Here is a 19,023-nt window from a genome sequence, read left to right as displayed (position 1 = left end):
CATTGAAGCTTGTAATGCGCGGATCGTGTTCACAGTATCCGCTTGGTTTTCCCTGGCCTCGTGCCGGGGCCTCATTGAAGCAAACAGCACTTGGACCGGGAGAAGGATCAGGAAGATAGTTTTCCCTGGCCTCGTGCCGGGGCCTCATTGAAGCGATGAACGACGTTGTTTCAGGTTCGACGACGCGCCTTGTTTTCCCTGGCCTCGTGCCGGGGCCTCATTGAAGCACACAAAACAACTCAACGTTAGTCCAGTTTTCAAAGAGTTTTCCCTGGCCTCGTGCCGGGGCCTCATTGAAGCAACGATTTCGCGGTCGAAAACGGCAAAATCCTGGAGGTTTTCCCTGGCCTCGTGCCGGGGCCTCATTGAAGCATCGTACCCTTCTACGACCTGGATTTTGCCCAGAGTCGTTTTCCCTGGCCTCGTGCCGGGGCCTCATTGAAGCATAAAGACGGGGATTATACGTTTGGAAAGGGTAATGGGTTTTCCCTGGCCTCGTGCCGGGGCCTCATTGAAGCTTGAGCTTTTCCTCAGTCAATTCCAAGTAATCTTTGGTTTTCCCTGGCCTCGTGCCGGGGCCTCATTGAAGCGAACTTGATTTCACAAAACCAACTAAAATTTGCAAAGTTTTCCCTGGCCTCGTGCCGGGGCCTCATTGAAGCAATGCGTAATGCGCAAGAGCGCCGCTGTAAAGTGGCAGTTTTCCCTGGCCTCGTGCCGGGGCCTCATTGAAGCTTTGCCGCTGCCGCAGCCAGTGGCAATACGGTCCCCGTTTTCCCTGGCCTCGTGCCGGGGCCTCATTGAAGCGAGATACTCTTTGGGAAGCTATTGACAAACTAATGAGTTTTCCCTGGCCTCGTGCCGGGGCCTCATTGAAGCAGGCTGTACCGAATAAAGAATTGACATATCATTAAGGTTTTCCCTGGCCTCGTGCCGGGGCCTCATTGAAGCTATGGCTTTCTCGTTCAGCTCGATGCGGTATTCATCGGTTTTCCCTGGCCTCGTGCCGGGGCCTCATTGAAGCTATGAGTTCTGAATGCTGTAATACCGCAAGTTCGCAGTTTTCCCTGGCCTCGTGCCGGGGCCTCATTGAAGCGTCTAGGGTAATCATACTACCTTTCTTCTATCTTATGTTTTCCCTGGCCTCGTGCCGGGGCCTCATTGAAGCTAGAGTCGAGAATGAACACGGGCGAAATGTCGGCCTGGTTTTCCCTGGCCTCGTGCCGGGGCCTCATTGAAGCGCAGCTTGTAAATCAAGAAGATAAAGGTTCACTTCCGGTTTTCCCTGGCCTCGTGCCGGGGCCTCATTGAAGCGTTGCGTTCTTCGTAGGTGCCACCTTCAGGTTTTGCGTTTTCCCTGGCCTCGTGCCGGGGCCTCATTGAAGCCGCTTGGACACGCGCATAACCGACCTCGGTCGCGGCGTTTTCCCTGGCCTCGTGCCGGGGCCTCATTGAAGCAATGTTCACGCCAGAGGCGATAAAGGTACAGCTCATGTTTTCCCTGGCCTCGTGCCGGGGCCTCATTGAAGCTGGCGGGAATGGGCAGCTAAATTTTAACTCGTCCGAGTTTTCCCTGGCCTCGTGCCGGGGCCTCATTGAAGCATAGTAACTCCAATAAGGCTGGTTGAAACAATCCATGGTTTTCCCTGGCCTCGTGCCGGGGCCTCATTGAAGCAGTATTGTTGAATATACCGGAGACCGCGTCCCACTACGTTTTCCCTGGCCTCGTGCCGGGGCCTCATTGAAGCAGCATTTTCATTTCCTCTTAAAGTTGGAATTATAGATTGTTTTCCCTGGCCTCGTGCCGGGGCCTCATTGAAGCTATGTGGCAATAATTTTCTTTCTTCGATTGTTATGGTGTTTTCCCTGGCCTCGTGCCGGGGCCTCATTGAAGCTGGCGTTGTCCTGGGCGATTCCAGCGCCTCTATTACCGTTTTCCCTGGCCTCGTGCCGGGGCCTCATTGAAGCTAGTCAAGCGATGAAGACTATGGATAACATCAACTGGTTTTCCCTGGCCTCGTGCCGGGGCCTCATTGAAGCGGTAAGCAAATCGTAAATACCCTGATCAAACCAAGCGTTTTCCCTGGCCTCGTGCCGGGGCCTCATTGAAGCCTTATTGGATGCCCGAATGGCAGCATCCCGGCCCGCGTTTTCCCTGGCCTCGTGCCGGGGCCTCATTGAAGCCTTTGTTACTCCGGTCACTATTGCCGACTACCGAAAGTTTTCCCTGGCCTCGTGCCGGGGCCTCATTGAAGCCGTATGGCTGGATGGATACGGAATCCGATTGATTGCCGGTTTTCCCTGGCCTCGTGCCGGGGCCTCATTGAAGCTAGGTGCTTTTTTTGGCTAATTTTTACCATTTATCTTGTTTTCCCTGGCCTCGTGCCGGGGCCTCATTGAAGCACATGGGCCGTCGGCGAATTCGAGTGCTATTGCTGGGTTTTCCCTGGCCTCGTGCCGGGGCCTCATTGAAGCTATCGAATCGGTATCAGTTAGCAGGCATTTTCCGCCGTTTTCCCTGGCCTCGTGCCGGGGCCTCATTGAAGCCCGATAGTTAGAGAGATCAACGGCGTTTTCGTGGAGTTTTCCCTGGCCTCGTGCCGGGGCCTCATTGAAGCAGGCGATTTGCGCGGTATGATTGCCGCGCAGTTCGTGTTTTCCCTGGCCTCGTGCCGGGGCCTCATTGAAGCAATGTAAACCATTGGATAATTTTCGTCGGTGCATCCGTTTTCCCTGGCCTCGTGCCGGGGCCTCATTGAAGCGCATCAAATTCCCCACATTTTTCTGGCGTCATAAATAGTGTTTTCCCTGGCCTCGTGCCGGGGCCTCATTGAAGCAGTTTCGCCGCCGTAAAAAAATACGTGGAAAAAATCGTTTTCCCTGGCCTCGTGCCGGGGCCTCATTGAAGCGCAAGGGCAGCCGGATGCCGTCTTCGCATTTTGCGTTTTCCCTGGCCTCGTGCCGGGGCCTCATTGAAGCCAAGGCTATGAGGCGGGCGTTATGATCGCTGACTATGTTTTCCCTGGCCTCGTGCCGGGGCCTCATTGAAGCGTCCAGCCCGAATTAACTGGGCATTTTCAGAAACTGAGTTTTCCCTGGCCTCGTGCCGGGGCCTCATTGAAGCTCGCCTGCAGCAGTAATCTGCTGCATTGATGATTATCGTTTTCCCTGGCCTCGTGCCGGGGCCTCATTGAAGCAAGGATTAATGCTGCCAGCCAACGCTTGCACGGCGTCGTTTTCCCTGGCCTCGTGCCGGGGCCTCATTGAAGCGTGCGCCGCGTCGCTGGTAAATACCAGCCCTTTCTCGTTTTCCCTGGCCTCGTGCCGGGGCCTCATTGAAGCATGCCGGCCAAGGCCGCGGCGAAGTCGCTCATCGTCGTTTTCCCTGGCCTCGTGCCGGGGCCTCATTGAAGCAACTCGGCCTCGGTCATCATCATCTGCCGCTTGCCCGTTTTCCCTGGCCTCGTGCCGGGGCCTCATTGAAGCGAGTTCGCGTTTGAGCCAAGCATCAATATCCCGCCGGTTTTCCCTGGCCTCGTGCCGGGGCCTCATTGAAGCGAGTTCGCGTTTGAGCCAAGCATCAATATCCCGCCGGTTTTCCCTGGCCTCGTGCCGGGGCCTCATTGAAGCACAAAACCGGTGATAAATTTCAGTGCCGATTTAACCGTTTTCCCTGGCCTCGTGCCGGGGCCTCATTGAAGCATAAGGCCTTGCATAACCCTCCCTGGCTGTACGGCAGTTTTCCCTGGCCTCGTGCCGGGGCCTCATTGAAGCGCATATAACTAAGCGGCCTGCCTGTTTGAGGATCAAGGTTTTCCCTGGCCTCGTGCCGGGGCCTCATTGAAGCCTCATGTGAGGCTGACCTATGCCTAGCACTCAGATTACGTTTTCCCTGGCCTCGTGCCGGGGCCTCATTGAAGCTTGTGACGCGAATCAGATTGCTACCTGGACTCGGCAGTTTTCCCTGGCCTCGTGCCGGGGCCTCATTGAAGCCGGGCGTGGTGGTCGTCGAGTTTGACGCTCCCGAGGTTTTCCCTGGCCTCGTGCCGGGGCCTCATTGAAGCTCCAGGGTGGAGTAGTCATTGACCAGTTCCAGATACGTTTTCCCTGGCCTCGTGCCGGGGCCTCATTGAAGCTAGGGGTAGATTTATGTTTAGATTTTTATTCGAGAATGTTTTCCCTGGCCTCGTGCCGGGGCCTCATTGAAGCAGTGCCAGCATCGCGCCGCCTCTTCGCTGTGTTCTCCGTTTTCCCTGGCCTCGTGCCGGGGCCTCATTGAAGCATCTTCAACCGTTGCCGACAATGCGAATAATTTGGGTTTTCCCTGGCCTCGTGCCGGGGCCTCATTGAAGCCACACACTCAGGGCTAGACTTAATGCGATAACGAAAGTTTTCCCTGGCCTCGTGCCGGGGCCTCATTGAAGCTCGGCAGCAGCCAGCTTCGAGTGGCGGAAGAAACGGTTTTCCCTGGCCTCGTGCCGGGGCCTCATTGAAGCACAACAAGAAACTACCGGAAAAAGATCGCGTTCCGTTGTTTTCCCTGGCCTCGTGCCGGGGCCTCATTGAAGCACGATGATTTTAGTGCCTTTACACTGGCCCAGCACGGTTTTCCCTGGCCTCGTGCCGGGGCCTCATTGAAGCGAGTCGATGACGAATACCGGCGAAATGTCGGCCTGCCGTTTTCCCTGGCCTCGTGCCGGGGCCTCATTGAAGCGATGCGCCAAATTGCCTACGTTATCGCTCAACGCCAGTTTTCCCTGGCCTCGTGCCGGGGCCTCATTGAAGCTATAGGTGGGTAATTTTCATCATTGCTTTAAGTCTAGGTTTTCCCTGGCCTCGTGCCGGGGCCTCATTGAAGCGCTGACTGACACGGATTCGATCAAATGTACGTTCGACGTTTTCCCTGGCCTCGTGCCGGGGCCTCATTGAAGCATTCTGGACATTCTTTTTTTTCTTCCTTCCTTGAAAAAGTTTTCCCTGGCCTCGTGCCGGGGCCTCATTGAAGCAAATGATGGTTGACCTTCAGCTTAGCCAATATCTACGTTTTCCCTGGCCTCGTGCCGGGGCCTCATTGAAGCGATCGGAAACTGGGGATCAGGCACGGCCAATACGGCGTTTTCCCTGGCCTCGTGCCGGGGCCTCATTGAAGCGATCGGAAACTGGGGATCAGGCACGGCCAATACGGCGTTTTCCCTGGCCTCGTGCCGGGGCCTCATTGAAGCGGGCGGGGGGCTTGATCTGTCAAAACTGGCACCTATGGTTTTCCCTGGCCTCGTGCCGGGGCCTCATTGAAGCGGATCGAAAGCCACCTGCCCCTCGACAGGCTCTCCATGTTTTCCCTGGCCTCGTGCCGGGGCCTCATTGAAGCGCTGGGTCCGTCAGTGGGCTTTGTCGAAGATGTGATGTTTTCCCTGGCCTCGTGCCGGGGCCTCATTGAAGCAGCCGGTGAAGTGGAAATTGCCGTGATGGTAAGCTGTTTTCCCCGGCCTCGTGCCGGGGCCTCATTGAAGCTATTTCGACTCCTCGATTTCCTCGGCGACGTCTTCTGTTTTCCCTGGCCTCGTGCCGGGGCCTCATTGAAGCCCGCGATGAAAAATCGAACCTGCTATCATGGGCAGTGTTTTCCCTGGCCTCGTGCCGGGGCCTCATTGAAGCGGATATGCAGCCGTATACATTACAGGACGGCTCGATGTTTTCCCTGGCCTCGTGCCGGGGCCTCATTGAAGCATTACGGGCCGGGCTACCGCGTTTACTTTCAACAGGTTTTCCCTGGCCTCGTGCCGGGGCCTCATTGAAGCGTCGAAGAGTACTTGGTAGACTTGAATGCCACGCAAGGTTTTCCCTGGCCTCGTGCCGGGGCCTCATTGAAGCTTGCCCCGCGCCGCGATACCGACGCTCGCCTGATCGTTTTCCCTGGCCTCGTGCCGGGGCCTCATTGAAGCAAGCAGTTGCTCCCGTTTATAGGAACTGATGCCTCAGTTTTCCCTGGCCTCGTGCCGGGGCCTCATTGAAGCAAAATGATCGGTGTAGACGGCCGGGTCCGATTGCAGGTTTTCCCTGGCCTCGTGCCGGGGCCTCATTGAAGCGGTTATGAGTTGCGGCATCATAGGATGGCTAATTAGCTGTTTAGTCCCATACATAAATGGTGTAACCTATTCCCAACTGAAAGAGGAAAAGCGATGGGACAAGTACTCCACGGAACAGCCACGACCACGCACGCGATCCGAGAAAAAATTCAAGACGCTCAAGAGAGCCTCGTCAAACTCGCCAAGCGCTACGGGATCAACCCCAAAACTGTCCAGAAGTGGCGGAAGCGGGCGTCGGTCGAAGACCTCAAGTGCAGCAGCAAGCCCGGCCAAGGCAGCGTGCTGACCGCGGTGAACGAAGCCGTCATCGTCGAAACCCGGCTAAGACCTTGTTGCCCTTGGATGACCTGTACGATCTGTTACGGCCACAGATACCGGCGCTGACCCGCTCCAACCTGCACCGTTGCCTGCAACGCCACGGTAATCAACTTGGGCAAAGACAAGAGGTACCTGTTCGTCGCCATCGACCGTGCTACCCGCTACGTCTATCTGGAACTGCACGATAACAAGCGCATGGAGACCGCTACCGCCTTTCTGGAAAACGCCTTGGCACAATATCCGTTCAAGGTCGAAAAGCTGCTCACCGACAACGGCATCGAGTTCAGCTATAACCCCTTGCCCGACGCCAAGAAGCCCAAGGACAAGGAACATCCGTTCGTTGCGCTGTGCAAGGCCCAACAGATCGAACACCGCACCACCCTGGTCAAGCACCCGTGGACGAACGGCAGGGTCGAGGCGATGAACAAAAGTCAAGGCCAACACGCCCCAACGTTTCCACTATGACAATGTGGACGCGCTAAAGACCCATCTACCACTACCTGCTAAACTAAGGCCGTAGAGCGGAAGCCCCCCCTTTGAAGCCATCTTGCAATGGTACGATAAGAAACCGGAGATTTTTGTTGTTGACCCTAACTAGTAGTGAGTTCCAGTAAAACAATTACAAATTAAGCCACCCCAAGGTCGAATTTATTCCAGCGGAATACGACAGGTGAAGCATTAAATTCGTCGATCCCTTTTAGGATTCGCGCCTTCAGTTCGTCGACCGATTTCACTCTCATGTGCCGCAAGAACGTTCTAGCCATTTTAGAGAATGCACACTCGGTCAGGTTGAGCCAAGAGCCGTGTTTTGGCGTATGCACATACTCAAAGCGCCCTGGTCGGCTTGCAAGATAGGCCAGGGTCTCTTTTGAAATGTGGGCCGAGTGATTGTCCAGAACTACCCGGATAACAGCCTCTGGCGGATAGTACTCATCGAATCGCTTGAGTAACGCAATAAACTCCCAACTACGATGCCGATCCTCTACATTAGCCATGATATGCCCCGAGTGTAGATCGATTCCAGCCAGCATTGACACGGTGCCGAGCCGACTATATTCATAGTCTCGCCCAATAGTAGGCCGCTTGCCCGGAACTGGCGGTCAATCGGGCGCCGTGAGGCCAATGGCCTGAACCCCCGGTTTTTCATCAATGCTAACCGTATAGATAGCATGGGGTTGTCCATGATGAGCGGCTCCGTCGGTGTAAATCGACACCTCCTGATAAACCAGCAGCACTTCCTGCATGTTACGATCAAATTCCGGATCCCTTTTCTCCAAGTCGTATCGTATCTTATGAGGCTTGATGTCGTTTTCGTTGAGGATACGCCATATAGTACTTTTACCCGCGTGCGCTAGACGGGAAAATCCCACCGTTTCGGCGCTTTGGGATACAAATTTTGCCAGACCGGAGAGAGTCCACAATTCTGCTGCCAAGTTATGTTCCGTAGGCTTTGTGCAAGCGATGCTTGCCACCTAAGCACGAGCTTCATCACTAATTTCCGGTTCGTGCGGACGGGGATACCTGTCCTTTAACCTCATCGGTGCGCCCGCAGCCAAGGCTTTATCGATGCATTTGTAGATCATGGGCCGACTGACGCCAAGCTGCCGATTGAGTTCGGTAATCGTGATGCCATCGGCATAACCTATCAAAACCTTGGCCCGCTCAACCTCCCTCATCGGCGCCGTTCGTGATCGGCAGAGCTCATTGAGCATTGCCTTTTGGTTTTCCGTCAATATCAGTGCTGCACGTTTCGTCTTTCCCGCCATCCTCTCCTCCGGCAATTAGGGGGATAAGTATCAGGGGTGTTTTAGACCAATCTGTAAATTTATTGATGGAACGATCTACTAGTAGCGCACCAAACTTGCTTTGATAAATAGGGTAGTGGGTCAAACGTGTCACTCCATATTAAAAATGTTCCATAATAGGCTAAATTAATTTACAACCTTTATGTCCCATGGCCTGTTACCAAGAAATCACCTGTCCCCAGTGCGGCGGCACTCATCTCACCAAATCAGGCTTGAGTGCCTGCGGCACCCAGCGGTACCGCTGCCAGAATCCTGACTGCCCGGCCAAGACCTTCATGCTCCACTACCAATACAAGGCTTATGAACCCGGAGTCAAGGAGCAGATTGTCGAGATGGCCATCAACAGCAGCGGTGTTCGGGACACGGAGCGGGTGCTCAGGATCAGCAAGGGCACCGTGATCAGTACGCTAAAAAAAAGCGTCCACCCTCGTGCAAGTGAATCCGCGGTACGCCAAGGCCACTAACGAGCCGCTGGAGGTCCGTCTGGGGGCGGCCGAATGGGACGAGCAATGGTCGTTTGTGGGGAGCAAAGCCAACCCGCGCTGGCTGTGGTACGCCGTCGACCACGCGACCCACAAGGTGCTGGCCTACGTGTTCGGCAGGCGCACGGACGAGGTCTTCAAGGAACTGAAGGCGCTGCTGGCCCCGCTCAACATCGCCAGGTATTTCACGGACGACTGGGGGGCTTACGGCCGCCACCTCGCCCCAAGCAGTCATGACGTGGGCAAGCGCAACACCCAGAAAATAGAGCGCAAGAACCTCAACTTCAGGACATGGATCAAACGCCTGGCGCGGCGGACGATTTGCTTCTCCAAGCTGGAATTGATGCACGACACGGTGATCGGGTTGCTCATCAACAAGCTCGAGTTCGGCCTCGATATTCATACGAAATCGCAGGTCTGACCCATTACCGTTATTTGCATATTGGCGCGTTTGGCGTTGAGTGGCTGAATAACAAGAGCCGTATGAATCGAGAGGTTCACGTACGGTTCCTTGAGCAGCTGAAGGGGGAGGTTCCCTTCGGCTGACTCGACCCGTCTCGGAAAGCTTCTTTCATACCTTGAAAACTGAGCTGATTCATCATCAGACTTTTCGTAATCGGGATGACGCTAGGCAGGCTGTGTTTGAATATATCGAAGTGTTTTATAACCGCGAGCGACTCCATTCCGCCAACGGCTATTTGTCGCCCGTAGACTACGAATTGCAGCAAAAAGCTGCTTAACCGTGTGTCCGGTAAGGTGTTGACACCTCATCACCTATCAGTTTCAGATAAACTATCCCCCTCTGCAACTTTTGATTCAAGGTAAGCTTGGGAACTGTAAGAAAACTGGCGAATGAAGTGGAGCACGGGCTTGCGGGGGCACTTCCGAGGCTGCGCAAGACGGTGGTAGGGAAATTGGCGCTGGCCGTGGGTGCGATGATCGAAGGCCAGACGCCGAACACCGTGGAACTGGCCAATCTGCTGCCTTTGGAGACCGAGCGGCAGGACATGCGCGAACAATGGCTGAGGCGCTTGCTGAAGAATCCCTTGCTGCTCGCCCCGAGGGTGATGGAGCCGTTCACACGGGAGGCGCTGGCTAAGGCCGCGCGGAACGGCCAGACCGTGCTGCTGGCTATGGACCAGACTGACTTGGGCGACCGGATGGCGTTGCTGGTGGTGGCCCTGAGGGTCGGCGACCGGGCGCTGCCCTTAGTTTGGCGGGCGGAGGCGGGGCCGGCCAACATCGGCTTCGAGAGTCAGCAAAGGCTGCTGGAGCAGGTGCGGGCCTGGCTGCCTGCGGGGGCGCAGGTGCTGCTCTCGGCGGACCGGTTCTACCCCTCAGCCGCGCTATTTGGCTGGATCCAGACCCACGGTTGGGGCTACCGGGTGCGGCTGAAAGGCAACGTGCTGGCAGACACCGGGCAGGGCGACGAGACTACCACCGGTCAGTTGGCGCAAGGCGTGGCGGAACGTTATTTGTCGAGGGTGAGGCTGTTCACGCAGGGGCGCATGACGAACCTGGGCATCCTCCACGAAGCCGGGCATCCAGACCCTTGGATCATCGCGATGGACTGCCCGCCGTCGCGGGCGGCGGTGCTGGACTATGCCGCGCGCTGGGCCATCGAGCCGATGTTCTCCGACTTCAAGGGCCGGGGCTTCGACCTGGGGAGCTCACAGCTTTGGCACGCGGACCGCCTGGAGCGACTGGTCCTGATCATGGCGCTGGCGATGTACTGGTGCGTCCGCGTCGGCCAGGACGACGCCCTGGCGCGTCCGACGCCGCTCGAAAAAAAACCGGGGAACAAAATGACCCCGACCATTGGAGCTTCAGGAAACTCCGCCGCAGCCTGGTCTCCTGGTTCATCCGCGGTCTGCGCCGACTGAAGCGCTGCCTGCAAAACGGCATCCCTTTGCCCGCCTTTTATGGAACGGGGTAAAGTGATAGGTGATGAGGTGTTGACACATCAGTTACCCGTTTATCTTCGAGAATAACGTATGATGGAACGTAGTATCGTCGGCTTCCATCAGGACGCCGAACAGCACTGGGTGGCTGAGCTGGAGTGCGGACACTTCCAGCATACCCGCCACGATCCGCCTTGGGTGAACCGCCCTTGGGTCATCACGCCGGAAGGCCGTGCGTCAATGATGGGCTATAAGCTTCCGTGCAAGAAGTGTGAGGCCGGGACTCCACCGGATCACTGATAGTCGTTGGGGTACGGTGCGGCTCCGCCCGATTTTTCCCAATTTGACCCTAAGCCGTCAATGAGATCAGAGGATGAAAATGTGGGTTGCAGGCTATATTCGGATATTCAAAATTTTTCGTAAGGAGAGCTTTATGTCTTCCCTCTATTACGACGATCCTGCTGTGGAAGAAGCAGGGTGCGGTGATTAGCACGTTTAGGAAATCATGCGTTGAAGCAGATTAACCGGTCGTTTATTGTCCTCTCTTTAATCGGCAAAAAATGGCCGATCTCCAGCGTTCAAAATCTGGCTGGGCTGTATCGGAAGGCCTGGCCGTTTTACTCGGAATCAGCATCAAGGAATAAAATTTTCTGGGGTTCCGGCTTACAACCCCGATAAAACCATCCGCACACTGCCGTATGGCGTTTCATGGAAGGATTGTCAATCCGTCGACTGTCGGTGGACCCCCAGCCAGCCTTTGATTGATGCGATCACCAACGGTATGGCACCGAATAGGATAAATACCAAGTCACCCGGCAGCCGTAGCCATTCGATCAGTCGCGATCGCTCGCTACCGATGTAATCAAGGCTGCGCGCGTGCCAGTACCCATGCTGGACTACATCCCAGACCTGTAACACGCCGCTGGGAAACAAGCTCATCGTTAACATCAGCATCAGGCCGACATTGGTACCCCAAAATCCGACCTTAACGTATTTTTCGATGCGGGTCCAGTGCGCATCGCTGCTGGTTTGGCGCAACACGAAGACCATTAGCGCAATCGCCAGCATGCCGAATACGCCCATCATCGCGGCATGGCCATGGTTGGGCGTCAGTTGGGTGCCGACTTCATAGTAGCTGACGATCGGCAGGTTGATTAGGAAGCCGAAGATGCCGGCGCCGACGAAGTTCCAGAAGCCCACGGACATCAAGAAGTAGAACGTCCATTTATGCGGTACGGCCACCGATTTGCCGCAGACATCGCAGTCGGCGCGCGTGGTGCGCACGAAATCCCACGCATCCAGGGTCAGCAGCGTCAACGGCACCACTTCCAGTACCGAAACCATTGCCGACAGCGCCATGTTGAAGCTGCTCTGGCCGGTAAAATACCAGTGATGGCCGGTGCCGATCAAACCACCGGCGAAATACAGGATGGCGTCGAGGTAAATCACTCGCAGCGCCACGTTGCGCCGAGTAAGGCCCAGTTGATAAAACAGCAGCGCCACCATCGTGGTTACGAAGAACTCGAAGAAACCTTCGACCCATAGATGAATGATCCAGAAGCGCCAAGTATCGACCACGGTGAAATGGGTCTTGGCGCCAAAGAAAAGGGCTGGCGTGTAGAACAGCGGGATCGCCAGGGAAGCCAGCAGGAACAGTCTGACCAAAGGTTTCGCGGCCGGTTCGCTCAAAGTCTCCGGTTGCGCCAGCTTTAATAAGATCGCAAACCATGCCAGCAGACCGGCGATCAGCAGGTATTGCCATAGGCGGCCGATCTCCAGGTATTCCCAGCCCTGATTACCAAGCCAGAACCACCATTGACCCAACATTTGCGAGATACCCGCCCATTCACCCAACAGGCTGCTGCCGATGACCACGACGAAGGCGCCGAACAGCAGATGAATCCAGATAGCGAACCCGCGTGGTTCATCATTGCGCAGCGAACGGCCGAGAAACAAGGCCGCGGCAACATAAGCGGTAGCGATCCAGAAAACCGCGGTCTGCAGATGCCAAGTGCGCATCAAATTGCTGGGAAATAGCCGTTCTAGCTGAAAGCCGTAAAAACTGTCGGGATCGGCTCGATAATGCGCCACCGCGCCACCCACCAAAGTCTGCGCAAGAAACAGCAGCGCCATTACCACGAAGAATTTCACCAGTGCCCGCTGGCCGGCGCTGGCTTGGCCCGGCAACAGATGAGGGTGTACATGGTGCCCAGCGCTGATCCAGCCAAGATAATCGAATTTGCCGAACATCAACAGCACGCTGGCGATACCGGCCAGCAGCACGATAAGACTCAATGCACTCCACAGCAGTGCGTCGGGTATCGGCGTATTGCCCACGTGGGGATCGTACGGAAAGTTGTTGGTATAGGAATAATTCTCGCCGGGACGGTTGGCCACGGATGCCCACGCCGCCCAGGTGACGAATGCGGAAAACTGCCGCAATTCAGTCGGGTCTCCGATCAGTCCCCGCTTGAGCCCGCCATTACGGGCGGGATCGAGGAAGTAATCCGTCCAGTAAGTCATCTGCCGGTGGTAAGCGGCAGTTTCCGGCAGGGTCAGGTGCAAGGTTGCGCTGGCAGCGTCGTAACGATTGGTTTTTAACTCGACCGCCGTTTGCGCATACACGGCCGCCCGTTGGCCAGGCGTCAGCGCCACCAGCGGCTGTTGGTATTGCTGCCGCGCAATGACCGTGGCGGTATCCTCGCCGATACGGTGCAATGCCTCGGCCGAGTAATCGGGCCCCAGGTAGGCGCCATGTCCCCAGATACTGCCGTTGTTCATCAATCCGTATTTGAGAAAGATAGCTTGGCCTGAGCTGATGTCATCACCGGTAAACAGGCGAACACCTTGCGCATCAAGCACCTGCGCGGGGATCGGCGGAACGTTGCGGTAGGCCAGCGAAGTGATAACGATCAGGCCTGCAAAGCCCAGCACCATCACGATCAATACGGTGCGTAACCACCAGGGAGACAGTGCGGCGTCCTCTGTAGTCAAGGGTTGTGCGGCAACACGCATGGTGTTCTCCTTGAGTAAGTGCCTAAGTCGTCATCAGTAGCCTGAAAACTCTTCTGTGCGGATGTTGTCGTCGTCAACCCCCGCTTCGCTCAGTATTTGCCGTATCGCCTTTACCATAGCGGGCGGGCCGTCGATGTAGTAGATGGGAAACGTCAAATCATCGATGAATTTCAGAAGCATGGCCTTGCTGATAACGCCGGTTTCCCCATGCCACTCGCGGCTGGACTTTTCCATCTGCGTCATCGTACCGACAAAGGTATAGTTTGGATTTGCAGTGCGAGATTCTTTCAAATCATCCAGAAACGCCGCATCTTCCGGCTTTCGGTTTGAATAAAAGACCAAGATTCGATGGGAAACCCTATCGTGAATCGCTTGAAGAACAATGCTTCTCACCGGCGTAATGCCAATGCCGCCGGTGAGAAAAACAGCAGGAACGCTCTCATTGTTGTGCAGCGTGAACGAGCCATACGGCGCATTCAGTGTCATTTCCATACCCAGTTCCATGGTTTTTAATACCCGTTTGAACGCAGTGTCACGCATTCGTGTCGCCACCATAAGATCGTCTTCGTAAGGAGCGCTTGCCAATGAAAATGCTCGTGTGTTCCCCTCGGTGTCTGTTTCATCAGGGTTGATCAGGGTACAGTCAGCGAATTGCCCGGCTTTGTAGATAAAACCTTCAGGCTTTTCAAAATGGAACGCCATCGTTTCCTCTGCGATTTCTCGTTTGCATTTCAGTTTGACTTTGTAGCTGGGCATGGCGTAATTCTCCTTATTTTTATTGAAAATATTGCGTACGCAACGTTTGACCGTACACAGTACGGAAGGCTGAAAGGGGAGCCCGATGTGTTTGAATCCGTTTTTCAGAAAGCCGTAATCGAAGCAGGTATTGTGCGCGATAAACAAACGGCCCTAAAAATCTCTCGACTTCGGCTGCGATTGCGGCAAACGGCAGCGCGTCGGCAACCCTGGCATTGGTAATGTCGGTCATCTGTTCGATAAATCCCGGAATACGCGCTTGAGGATGAACCCATTGGCTCCATTCGCACAGGCCGTGTTCGTCGACCAGGACGATGCCGATCTCGGGTGGCTGAAGCGCCGGTGGTTTCCATATCCACAAAGGCCAGAGGCTGCGGGTAAAACATCACGCGCTAACCATTTCTCAATGATTCAAATGTAAAACTTTAATATGGGAGAGACATTGATCAGGTCGATTGGTTCTTCCAACTTTACCAGAGAAAAGCACAGGTCTTTTTCCCGAGCACTTCGCCGGCAAAAACTAGCCGAGCCGCCGCACCGTTCGATGCTCCAAAACACACTTGCAAGGGCAATAAATGTTCCGCTCTCGGATGGCAATAGAGGGCATACGGGGCTTCTTTCCAGTGGGTTAATCGAGTTTCCCGCTCATTGGCCGAGAGATGTTCATTCGTACAGGTATCGATGAGCCAATCCTGGAAGGCCTGGTTTTTAGCATCGGATTGGTTGTCATCGGCTGTAAAAAAGGCGCTCAAATTATGAAATGAAAAGCCGGAGCCGATAATCAGCACATTCTCTTGGCGCAACGCCGCCAGGGCTTTGCCGAGCTGGATATGCCTGCCGGCGTCCAGGCTATGGAGCAGCGACAACTGCACGCAAGGCAGATGCGCATCAGGATAGAGGATTTTCAAAGGCACGAATAACCCATGGTCAAACCCTCTCTGGGCATCCTGATGGACCTCGATCCCGCTACGCTTCAATAGTTCCTCTATCCTTGCCGCAAGTTTAGGCGAACCTTTGGCCGGATAGTGAATACGGTAAGCCTCGTCGGGAAAGCCATAATAGTCATAGATCAGGGCAGGCGATTCACCACTGGTAAGGGTAGCCACGGCTTCTTCCCAATGCGCGCTGATCAGGCAGAGCGCGGACGGCTTGCCCAAGGAAGGGGCGACAGTTTTGAGAAAAGCGATTAGGTTCGAATGACCTTCATCGCCAAGCAACGGTAAGGGGCCGCCGCCATGAGGGATAAACAGCATCCGGCTGAGATGGGGATTAAGTTCTGATGGCATAGACGGCACCTAGGTTTAAATGGGGGGCGGCGCCCCGGTTGCTGGTTCTATAATATTCACTCCACATTTGCCTTGAAACTATGGTTTTGATGCAACTTTTTTTACTCAGAAGGTATGGCAGGTAGGGCGCACACCATCTATCAAAGCTATCAGAAGGCAGAATTGGCGCGGGCATTCCATACCTGCCATACCATCCCCTATGCGCCAACTTAAGCTATAGGTTATTGATTAAACGCGGCTCAGACCCATTGCGCGGCATTGCTGGATCAACCGTAAAGGAAGATAGACTTAGGCAGACACTGCAGCTGACGTTTCCGGACGTTCGCTCATGCTCTTGATACACCCTGTCGATAGCAGGGAACCAGCGGAAAACAAATGCAAGCGTTCTTTTAACAGCGTCTGGTCACGGCTGATCGAAAGAGGAGAAGATAGTGTCCACTTCGTAATGGCGGTAACCGCATTGATTTTATGATTTCCTTGGCAAGTAGATTATTAAAGTAATAATCATACTGTTCAGCCCTGTTTTTTGCATCACTTAAATTTCTGGTTTTAAGTGGGATAAAAATTCTTTCTGCTGGAACAGAGGCTTGAGTAAGTTAGGATATGACGCCTATGGTAATAGGTCTTGTGGCGGAGCGTAAGGTAACTTTGCTGTGTAGCAGATTGTGTTACGCAGATAAATTTTGCTCTCTTGACTCTTAAGAAGAGTAAGATTTACAGTAGGATATGTATGGTGCCGAGGAGAGGACTTGAACCTCCACGGAGTTTCCCCCACTAGCACCTGAAGCTAGCGTGTCTACCAATTTCACCACCTCGGCTAGGCGATGTTTCATCTCAGTTGATTCGGCGTATTATAAGGATCGATTTTGGCCTTGTCAAACATTTTGCGAATTTTTTACCGTCCATTGCCGAATGGGTTTTCGGATGCCAATGGCCCGGAGAGAGTTTTTATTCCCGATGATTGACATTTTCAAATTCCGCGCCTGGAAACGTGTATTATAATCGTATTAAACCCGGGATTCTGCGATGCAGTAGAATCCTGCGGATAAACATCTAAATATCGTTCCCATCTATCTAGCCATCCTCAATGCCGCCCAAGTCAAAAAAAGTCGTTGACTTCAATTTATCCGCAGACCCTTACGCCGCGCGCGAAGCCGAGAAATATACGCGCCCGATTCCCAGCCGCGAGCTCATTCTTGAATACATCGAACATGTCGGTAAGCCGCTCAAGCGTACGGAAATTGCCGAAGCCTTCGCGTTGGAGGACGAGGAACAATTGGAGGCTCTGCGGCGGCGCCTTCGGGCTATGGAACGAGACGGGCAGTTATTGTTCAACCGCGAGCAGAAATACTGCTTGGTCAATAACAAGGATTTGATTGTCGGCCGGATTCTCGGCCATCCCGACGGCTATGGCTTTCTGCGCCCGGACGACGGTTCGGACGACCTCTACTTGTCGCCGCGCGAAATGAACGCGCTCTTGCACAACGACCGCGCGATGGTGCGCGTTTCCAGTATCGACAAGAAGGGACGCAGGGAAGGTGCGGTCGTCGAGATTCTGGAGCGGAACACGCATCAGGTCGTCGGGCGCTTCATGAAGGACAGTTTTAATTACGTGGTGCCCGACAATAAAAATATCGCGCAAAACGTGCTGATTGCGCCGGGCGAAACGGGCAAGGCGAAGCAGGGCCAGATCGTGGTCGTCGAGATCGTCGAGCAGCCGACCAAACTGCGGCAGCCGATCGGGCGCGTAGTCGAGGTGCTCGGCGATCATCTCGCGCCCGGCATGGAAATCGAGATGGCGATCCGTTCGTATGAGTTGCCTTTCCAATGGCCGGAGATGTTGCTCGAAGAAATCAAATCGTTCAGCGAGGAAGTGCCGGAAGAGGCGAAGGCGAATCGCGTCGATTTGCGCGCTACCCCGCTGGTTACGATCGACGGGGAGGACGCGCGCGACTTCGACGATGCGGTGTACTGTAAAAAGACGACCAAAGGCTGGAAGCTCCTGGTCGCGATCGCGGACGTCTCGCATTACGTTCAAGTGAATACCGCACTCGATCAGGAAGCGAAAAACCGCAGTACTTCGGTCTATTTTCCGGAAAAGGTCATTCCGATGCTGCCGGAGATCCTGTCCAACGGCCTGTGCTCGCTCAATCCGCATGTCGATCGCTTATGTATGGTCTGCGAGATGCTGATCGATTCCCAGGGGCAGATCGTACGTTCGAGTTTTTTCGAAGGCGTGATGCGTTCGCACGCGCGGCTGACTTATACCGAAGTCGCGAAGATGCTGGTCGACCATGACAAAACGCTTGCCAAAAAGCACAAGGATTTGCTGCCGCATCTGGAAGAATTGTATGCGCTGTACCGGGTGATGCGGCTCAGCCGCGAACAGCGCGGCGCGATGGATTTCGATACGCAGGAAACCCGGATCATTTTCGGCAAGGACCGCAAAATCGACCGGATCGTGCCGTTGGTCCGCAACGATGCGCATAAACTGATCGAAGAATTCATGATCGCGGCGAACATGGCGGCCGCGCGCTTTTTGAACAAGAAGAAAATTCCCAAACTGCTGCGCATCCACGAAGGCCCCAGCGCGGACAAACTGCTGGGGCTGCAGTCGTTTCTCGGCGAACTGGGCCTGAAACTGGGAGGCGGGTTCAAGCCGACGCCGCTCGATTACATGCACCTGATGCAGTCGATCAAGGGAAGGCCCGACGCGCATCTGATCCAGACCGTGCTGCTGCGCTCGATGTCGCAGGCCGTTTACAGTCCGGACCTGAAGGGACATTTCGGTCTGGCGCTCGATGAATACGCGCATTTCACCTCGCCCATCCGCCGCTATCCCGACCTGCTCGTGCATCGGGGTATCCGCCATACGCTGCAGGGCAAGAAGCCGGAAAGCTTTGTCTACAGCCATTCCGACATGGTGCTGCTCGGCGAGCATTGCTCCGCGAACGAAAGGCGTGCCGACGATGCGACCCGCGATGTGGTGCTCTGGCTCAAATGCGAGTACATGATGGACAAGATTGGCGAGGAGTTTGCCGGGCTGATTTCGGCGGTTACTTCCTTCGGTTTTTTCGTCGAGCTCGACGAGATTTATGTCGAAGGGCTGGTGCATATCAGCAATCTGGGCCAGGACTATTTCCATTTCGATCCGGTCAGCCGCCAACTGCGCGGCGAACGCACCAATACCGTCTTCCGGCTGGGCGACAGCGTCAGGGTTCAGGTGGTGCGCGTCGATCTGGACGAGAAGAAGATCGACTTCGAGCTGATCGGCAAACGGGCTGCCGCCGCTGCCAGATCCAGGAAGCGCAGCAGAGCCAAGGCGGATAATGCCTCGAAAAAGAAAAGAAAAAAGTAAGCCCTCAACTGGGTTA

The 19,023-nt window shown here is 55.0% G+C and carries 10 protein-coding genes, 1 tRNA gene, 2 pseudogenes and 1 CRISPR repeat array (1 of these 14 running past the window's edge); of the genes and pseudogenes, 7 read left to right on the top strand and 6 right to left on the bottom strand.

Annotation, left to right across the window (positions count from 1 at the left end; translation table 11 throughout):
• Positions 1-6,086: a CRISPR direct-repeat array (repeat unit 36 nt; unit sequence GTTTTCCCTGGCCTCGTGCCGGGGCCTCATTGAAGC); it reaches 4,515 nt to the left of the window's first position.
• 93 nt (positions 6,087-6,179) lie between these two features.
• Both METAL_RS20035 and METAL_RS20030 read left to right on the top strand, forming a co-directional pair.
• Positions 6,180-6,470 (top strand): helix-turn-helix domain-containing protein, encoded by a 291-nt coding sequence (locus METAL_RS20035; RefSeq protein ID WP_051040387.1) that lies wholly within the window; start codon positions 6,180-6,182, stop codon positions 6,468-6,470.
• 45 nt (positions 6,471-6,515) lie between these two features.
• Positions 6,516-6,869: a DDE-type integrase/transposase/recombinase gene (locus tag METAL_RS20030; RefSeq protein ID WP_051040386.1), complete on the top strand. Its 354-nt coding sequence runs from the start codon at positions 6,516-6,518 to the stop codon at positions 6,867-6,869.
• Between the two features lie 161 nt (positions 6,870-7,030).
• On the opposite strand, the pseudogene METAL_RS13370 reads toward METAL_RS20030, so the two are convergent.
• Positions 7,031-8,170, bottom strand: a pseudogene (locus METAL_RS13370) (IS630 family transposase).
• 188 nt (positions 8,171-8,358) lie between these two features.
• On the opposite strand from METAL_RS13370, the gene METAL_RS21055 reads away from it, so the two are divergent.
• From METAL_RS21055 to METAL_RS21045, 4 genes and pseudogenes are all read left to right on the top strand, one after another.
• A protein-coding gene (locus tag METAL_RS21055) for an IS1 family transposase (RefSeq protein WP_425357658.1) occupies positions 8,359-9,112 on the top strand; the annotation gives its coding sequence in 2 pieces (ribosomal slippage) (positions 8,359-8,621 and positions 8,620-9,112; 756 coding nt in all).
• A 139-nt stretch (positions 9,113-9,251) separates the two neighbouring features.
• Positions 9,252-9,431 (top strand): annotated as a pseudogene (locus tag METAL_RS21050) (IS3 family transposase); the annotation flags it as partial.
• 174 nt (positions 9,432-9,605) lie between these two features.
• Positions 9,606-10,574 (top strand): transposase, encoded by a 969-nt coding sequence (locus tag METAL_RS13350; RefSeq protein WP_245549373.1) that lies wholly within the window; start codon positions 9,606-9,608, stop codon positions 10,572-10,574.
• A gap of 111 nt (positions 10,575-10,685) precedes the next feature.
• Positions 10,686-10,892, top strand: a complete 207-nt coding sequence (locus tag METAL_RS21045; protein WP_005373079.1) for a DUF3565 domain-containing protein — start codon at positions 10,686-10,688, stop codon at positions 10,890-10,892.
• Between the two features lie 420 nt (positions 10,893-11,312).
• On the opposite strand, the gene METAL_RS13345 is transcribed toward METAL_RS21045, so the two are convergent.
• The 5 genes from METAL_RS13345 to METAL_RS13330 form a co-directional block, all read right to left on the bottom strand.
• Positions 11,313-13,607, bottom strand: coding sequence for a nitric-oxide reductase large subunit (locus METAL_RS13345; protein WP_005373078.1), 2,295 nt, complete (start codon positions 13,605-13,607; stop codon positions 11,313-11,315).
• 33 nt (positions 13,608-13,640) lie between these two features.
• Positions 13,641-14,363: an FAD-dependent oxidoreductase gene (locus tag METAL_RS13340; RefSeq protein ID WP_005373077.1), complete on the bottom strand. Its 723-nt coding sequence runs from the start codon at positions 14,361-14,363 to the stop codon at positions 13,641-13,643.
• A 19-nt stretch (positions 14,364-14,382) separates the two neighbouring features.
• Entirely contained in the window at positions 14,383-14,724 is a 342-nt protein-coding gene (locus METAL_RS21040; RefSeq protein ID WP_157203340.1) for a hypothetical protein, read from the bottom strand.
• Positions 14,725-14,833: 109 nt separating this feature from the next.
• Positions 14,834-15,649 (bottom strand): DODA-type extradiol aromatic ring-opening family dioxygenase, encoded by an 816-nt coding sequence (locus METAL_RS13335; RefSeq protein WP_005373076.1) that lies wholly within the window; start codon positions 15,647-15,649, stop codon positions 14,834-14,836.
• A gap of 731 nt (positions 15,650-16,380) precedes the next feature.
• Positions 16,381-16,467 (bottom strand) — tRNA-Leu (locus tag METAL_RS13330).
• 269 nt (positions 16,468-16,736) lie between these two features.
• Here METAL_RS13330 and rnr point away from each other — a divergent pair.
• Positions 16,737-19,007 (top strand): ribonuclease R, encoded by a 2,271-nt coding sequence (gene rnr / locus METAL_RS13325; RefSeq protein WP_005373075.1) that lies wholly within the window; start codon positions 16,737-16,739, stop codon positions 19,005-19,007.
• Positions 19,008-19,023 lie beyond the last annotated feature (16 nt).

The sequence above is a fragment of the Methylomicrobium album BG8 genome (genome assembly GCF_000214275.2).
Classification (GTDB): Bacteria; Pseudomonadota; Gammaproteobacteria; order Methylococcales; family Methylomonadaceae; genus Methylomicrobium; species Methylomicrobium agile.
The sequence above is the reverse complement of the archived record's forward strand: the minus strand, read 5'-3'. Positions and strand labels throughout refer to the sequence as shown.

Coding starts and splice junctions, on each gene's coding strand:
- METAL_RS20035 (WP_051040387.1), top strand. CDS start 6,180: ATGGGACAAGTACTCCACGGAACAGCCACGACCACGCACGCGATCCGA.
- METAL_RS13335 (WP_005373076.1), bottom strand. CDS start 15,649: ATGCCATCAGAACTTAATCCCCATCTCAGCCGGATGCTGTTTATCCCT.
- METAL_RS13345 (WP_005373078.1), bottom strand. CDS start 13,607: ATGCGTGTTGCCGCACAACCCTTGACTACAGAGGACGCCGCACTGTCT.
- METAL_RS13340 (WP_005373077.1), bottom strand. CDS start 14,363: ATGCCCAGCTACAAAGTCAAACTGAAATGCAAACGAGAAATCGCAGAG.
- METAL_RS21045 (WP_005373079.1), top strand. CDS start 10,686: ATGATGGAACGTAGTATCGTCGGCTTCCATCAGGACGCCGAACAGCAC.
- rnr (WP_005373075.1), top strand. CDS start 16,737: ATGCCGCCCAAGTCAAAAAAAGTCGTTGACTTCAATTTATCCGCAGAC.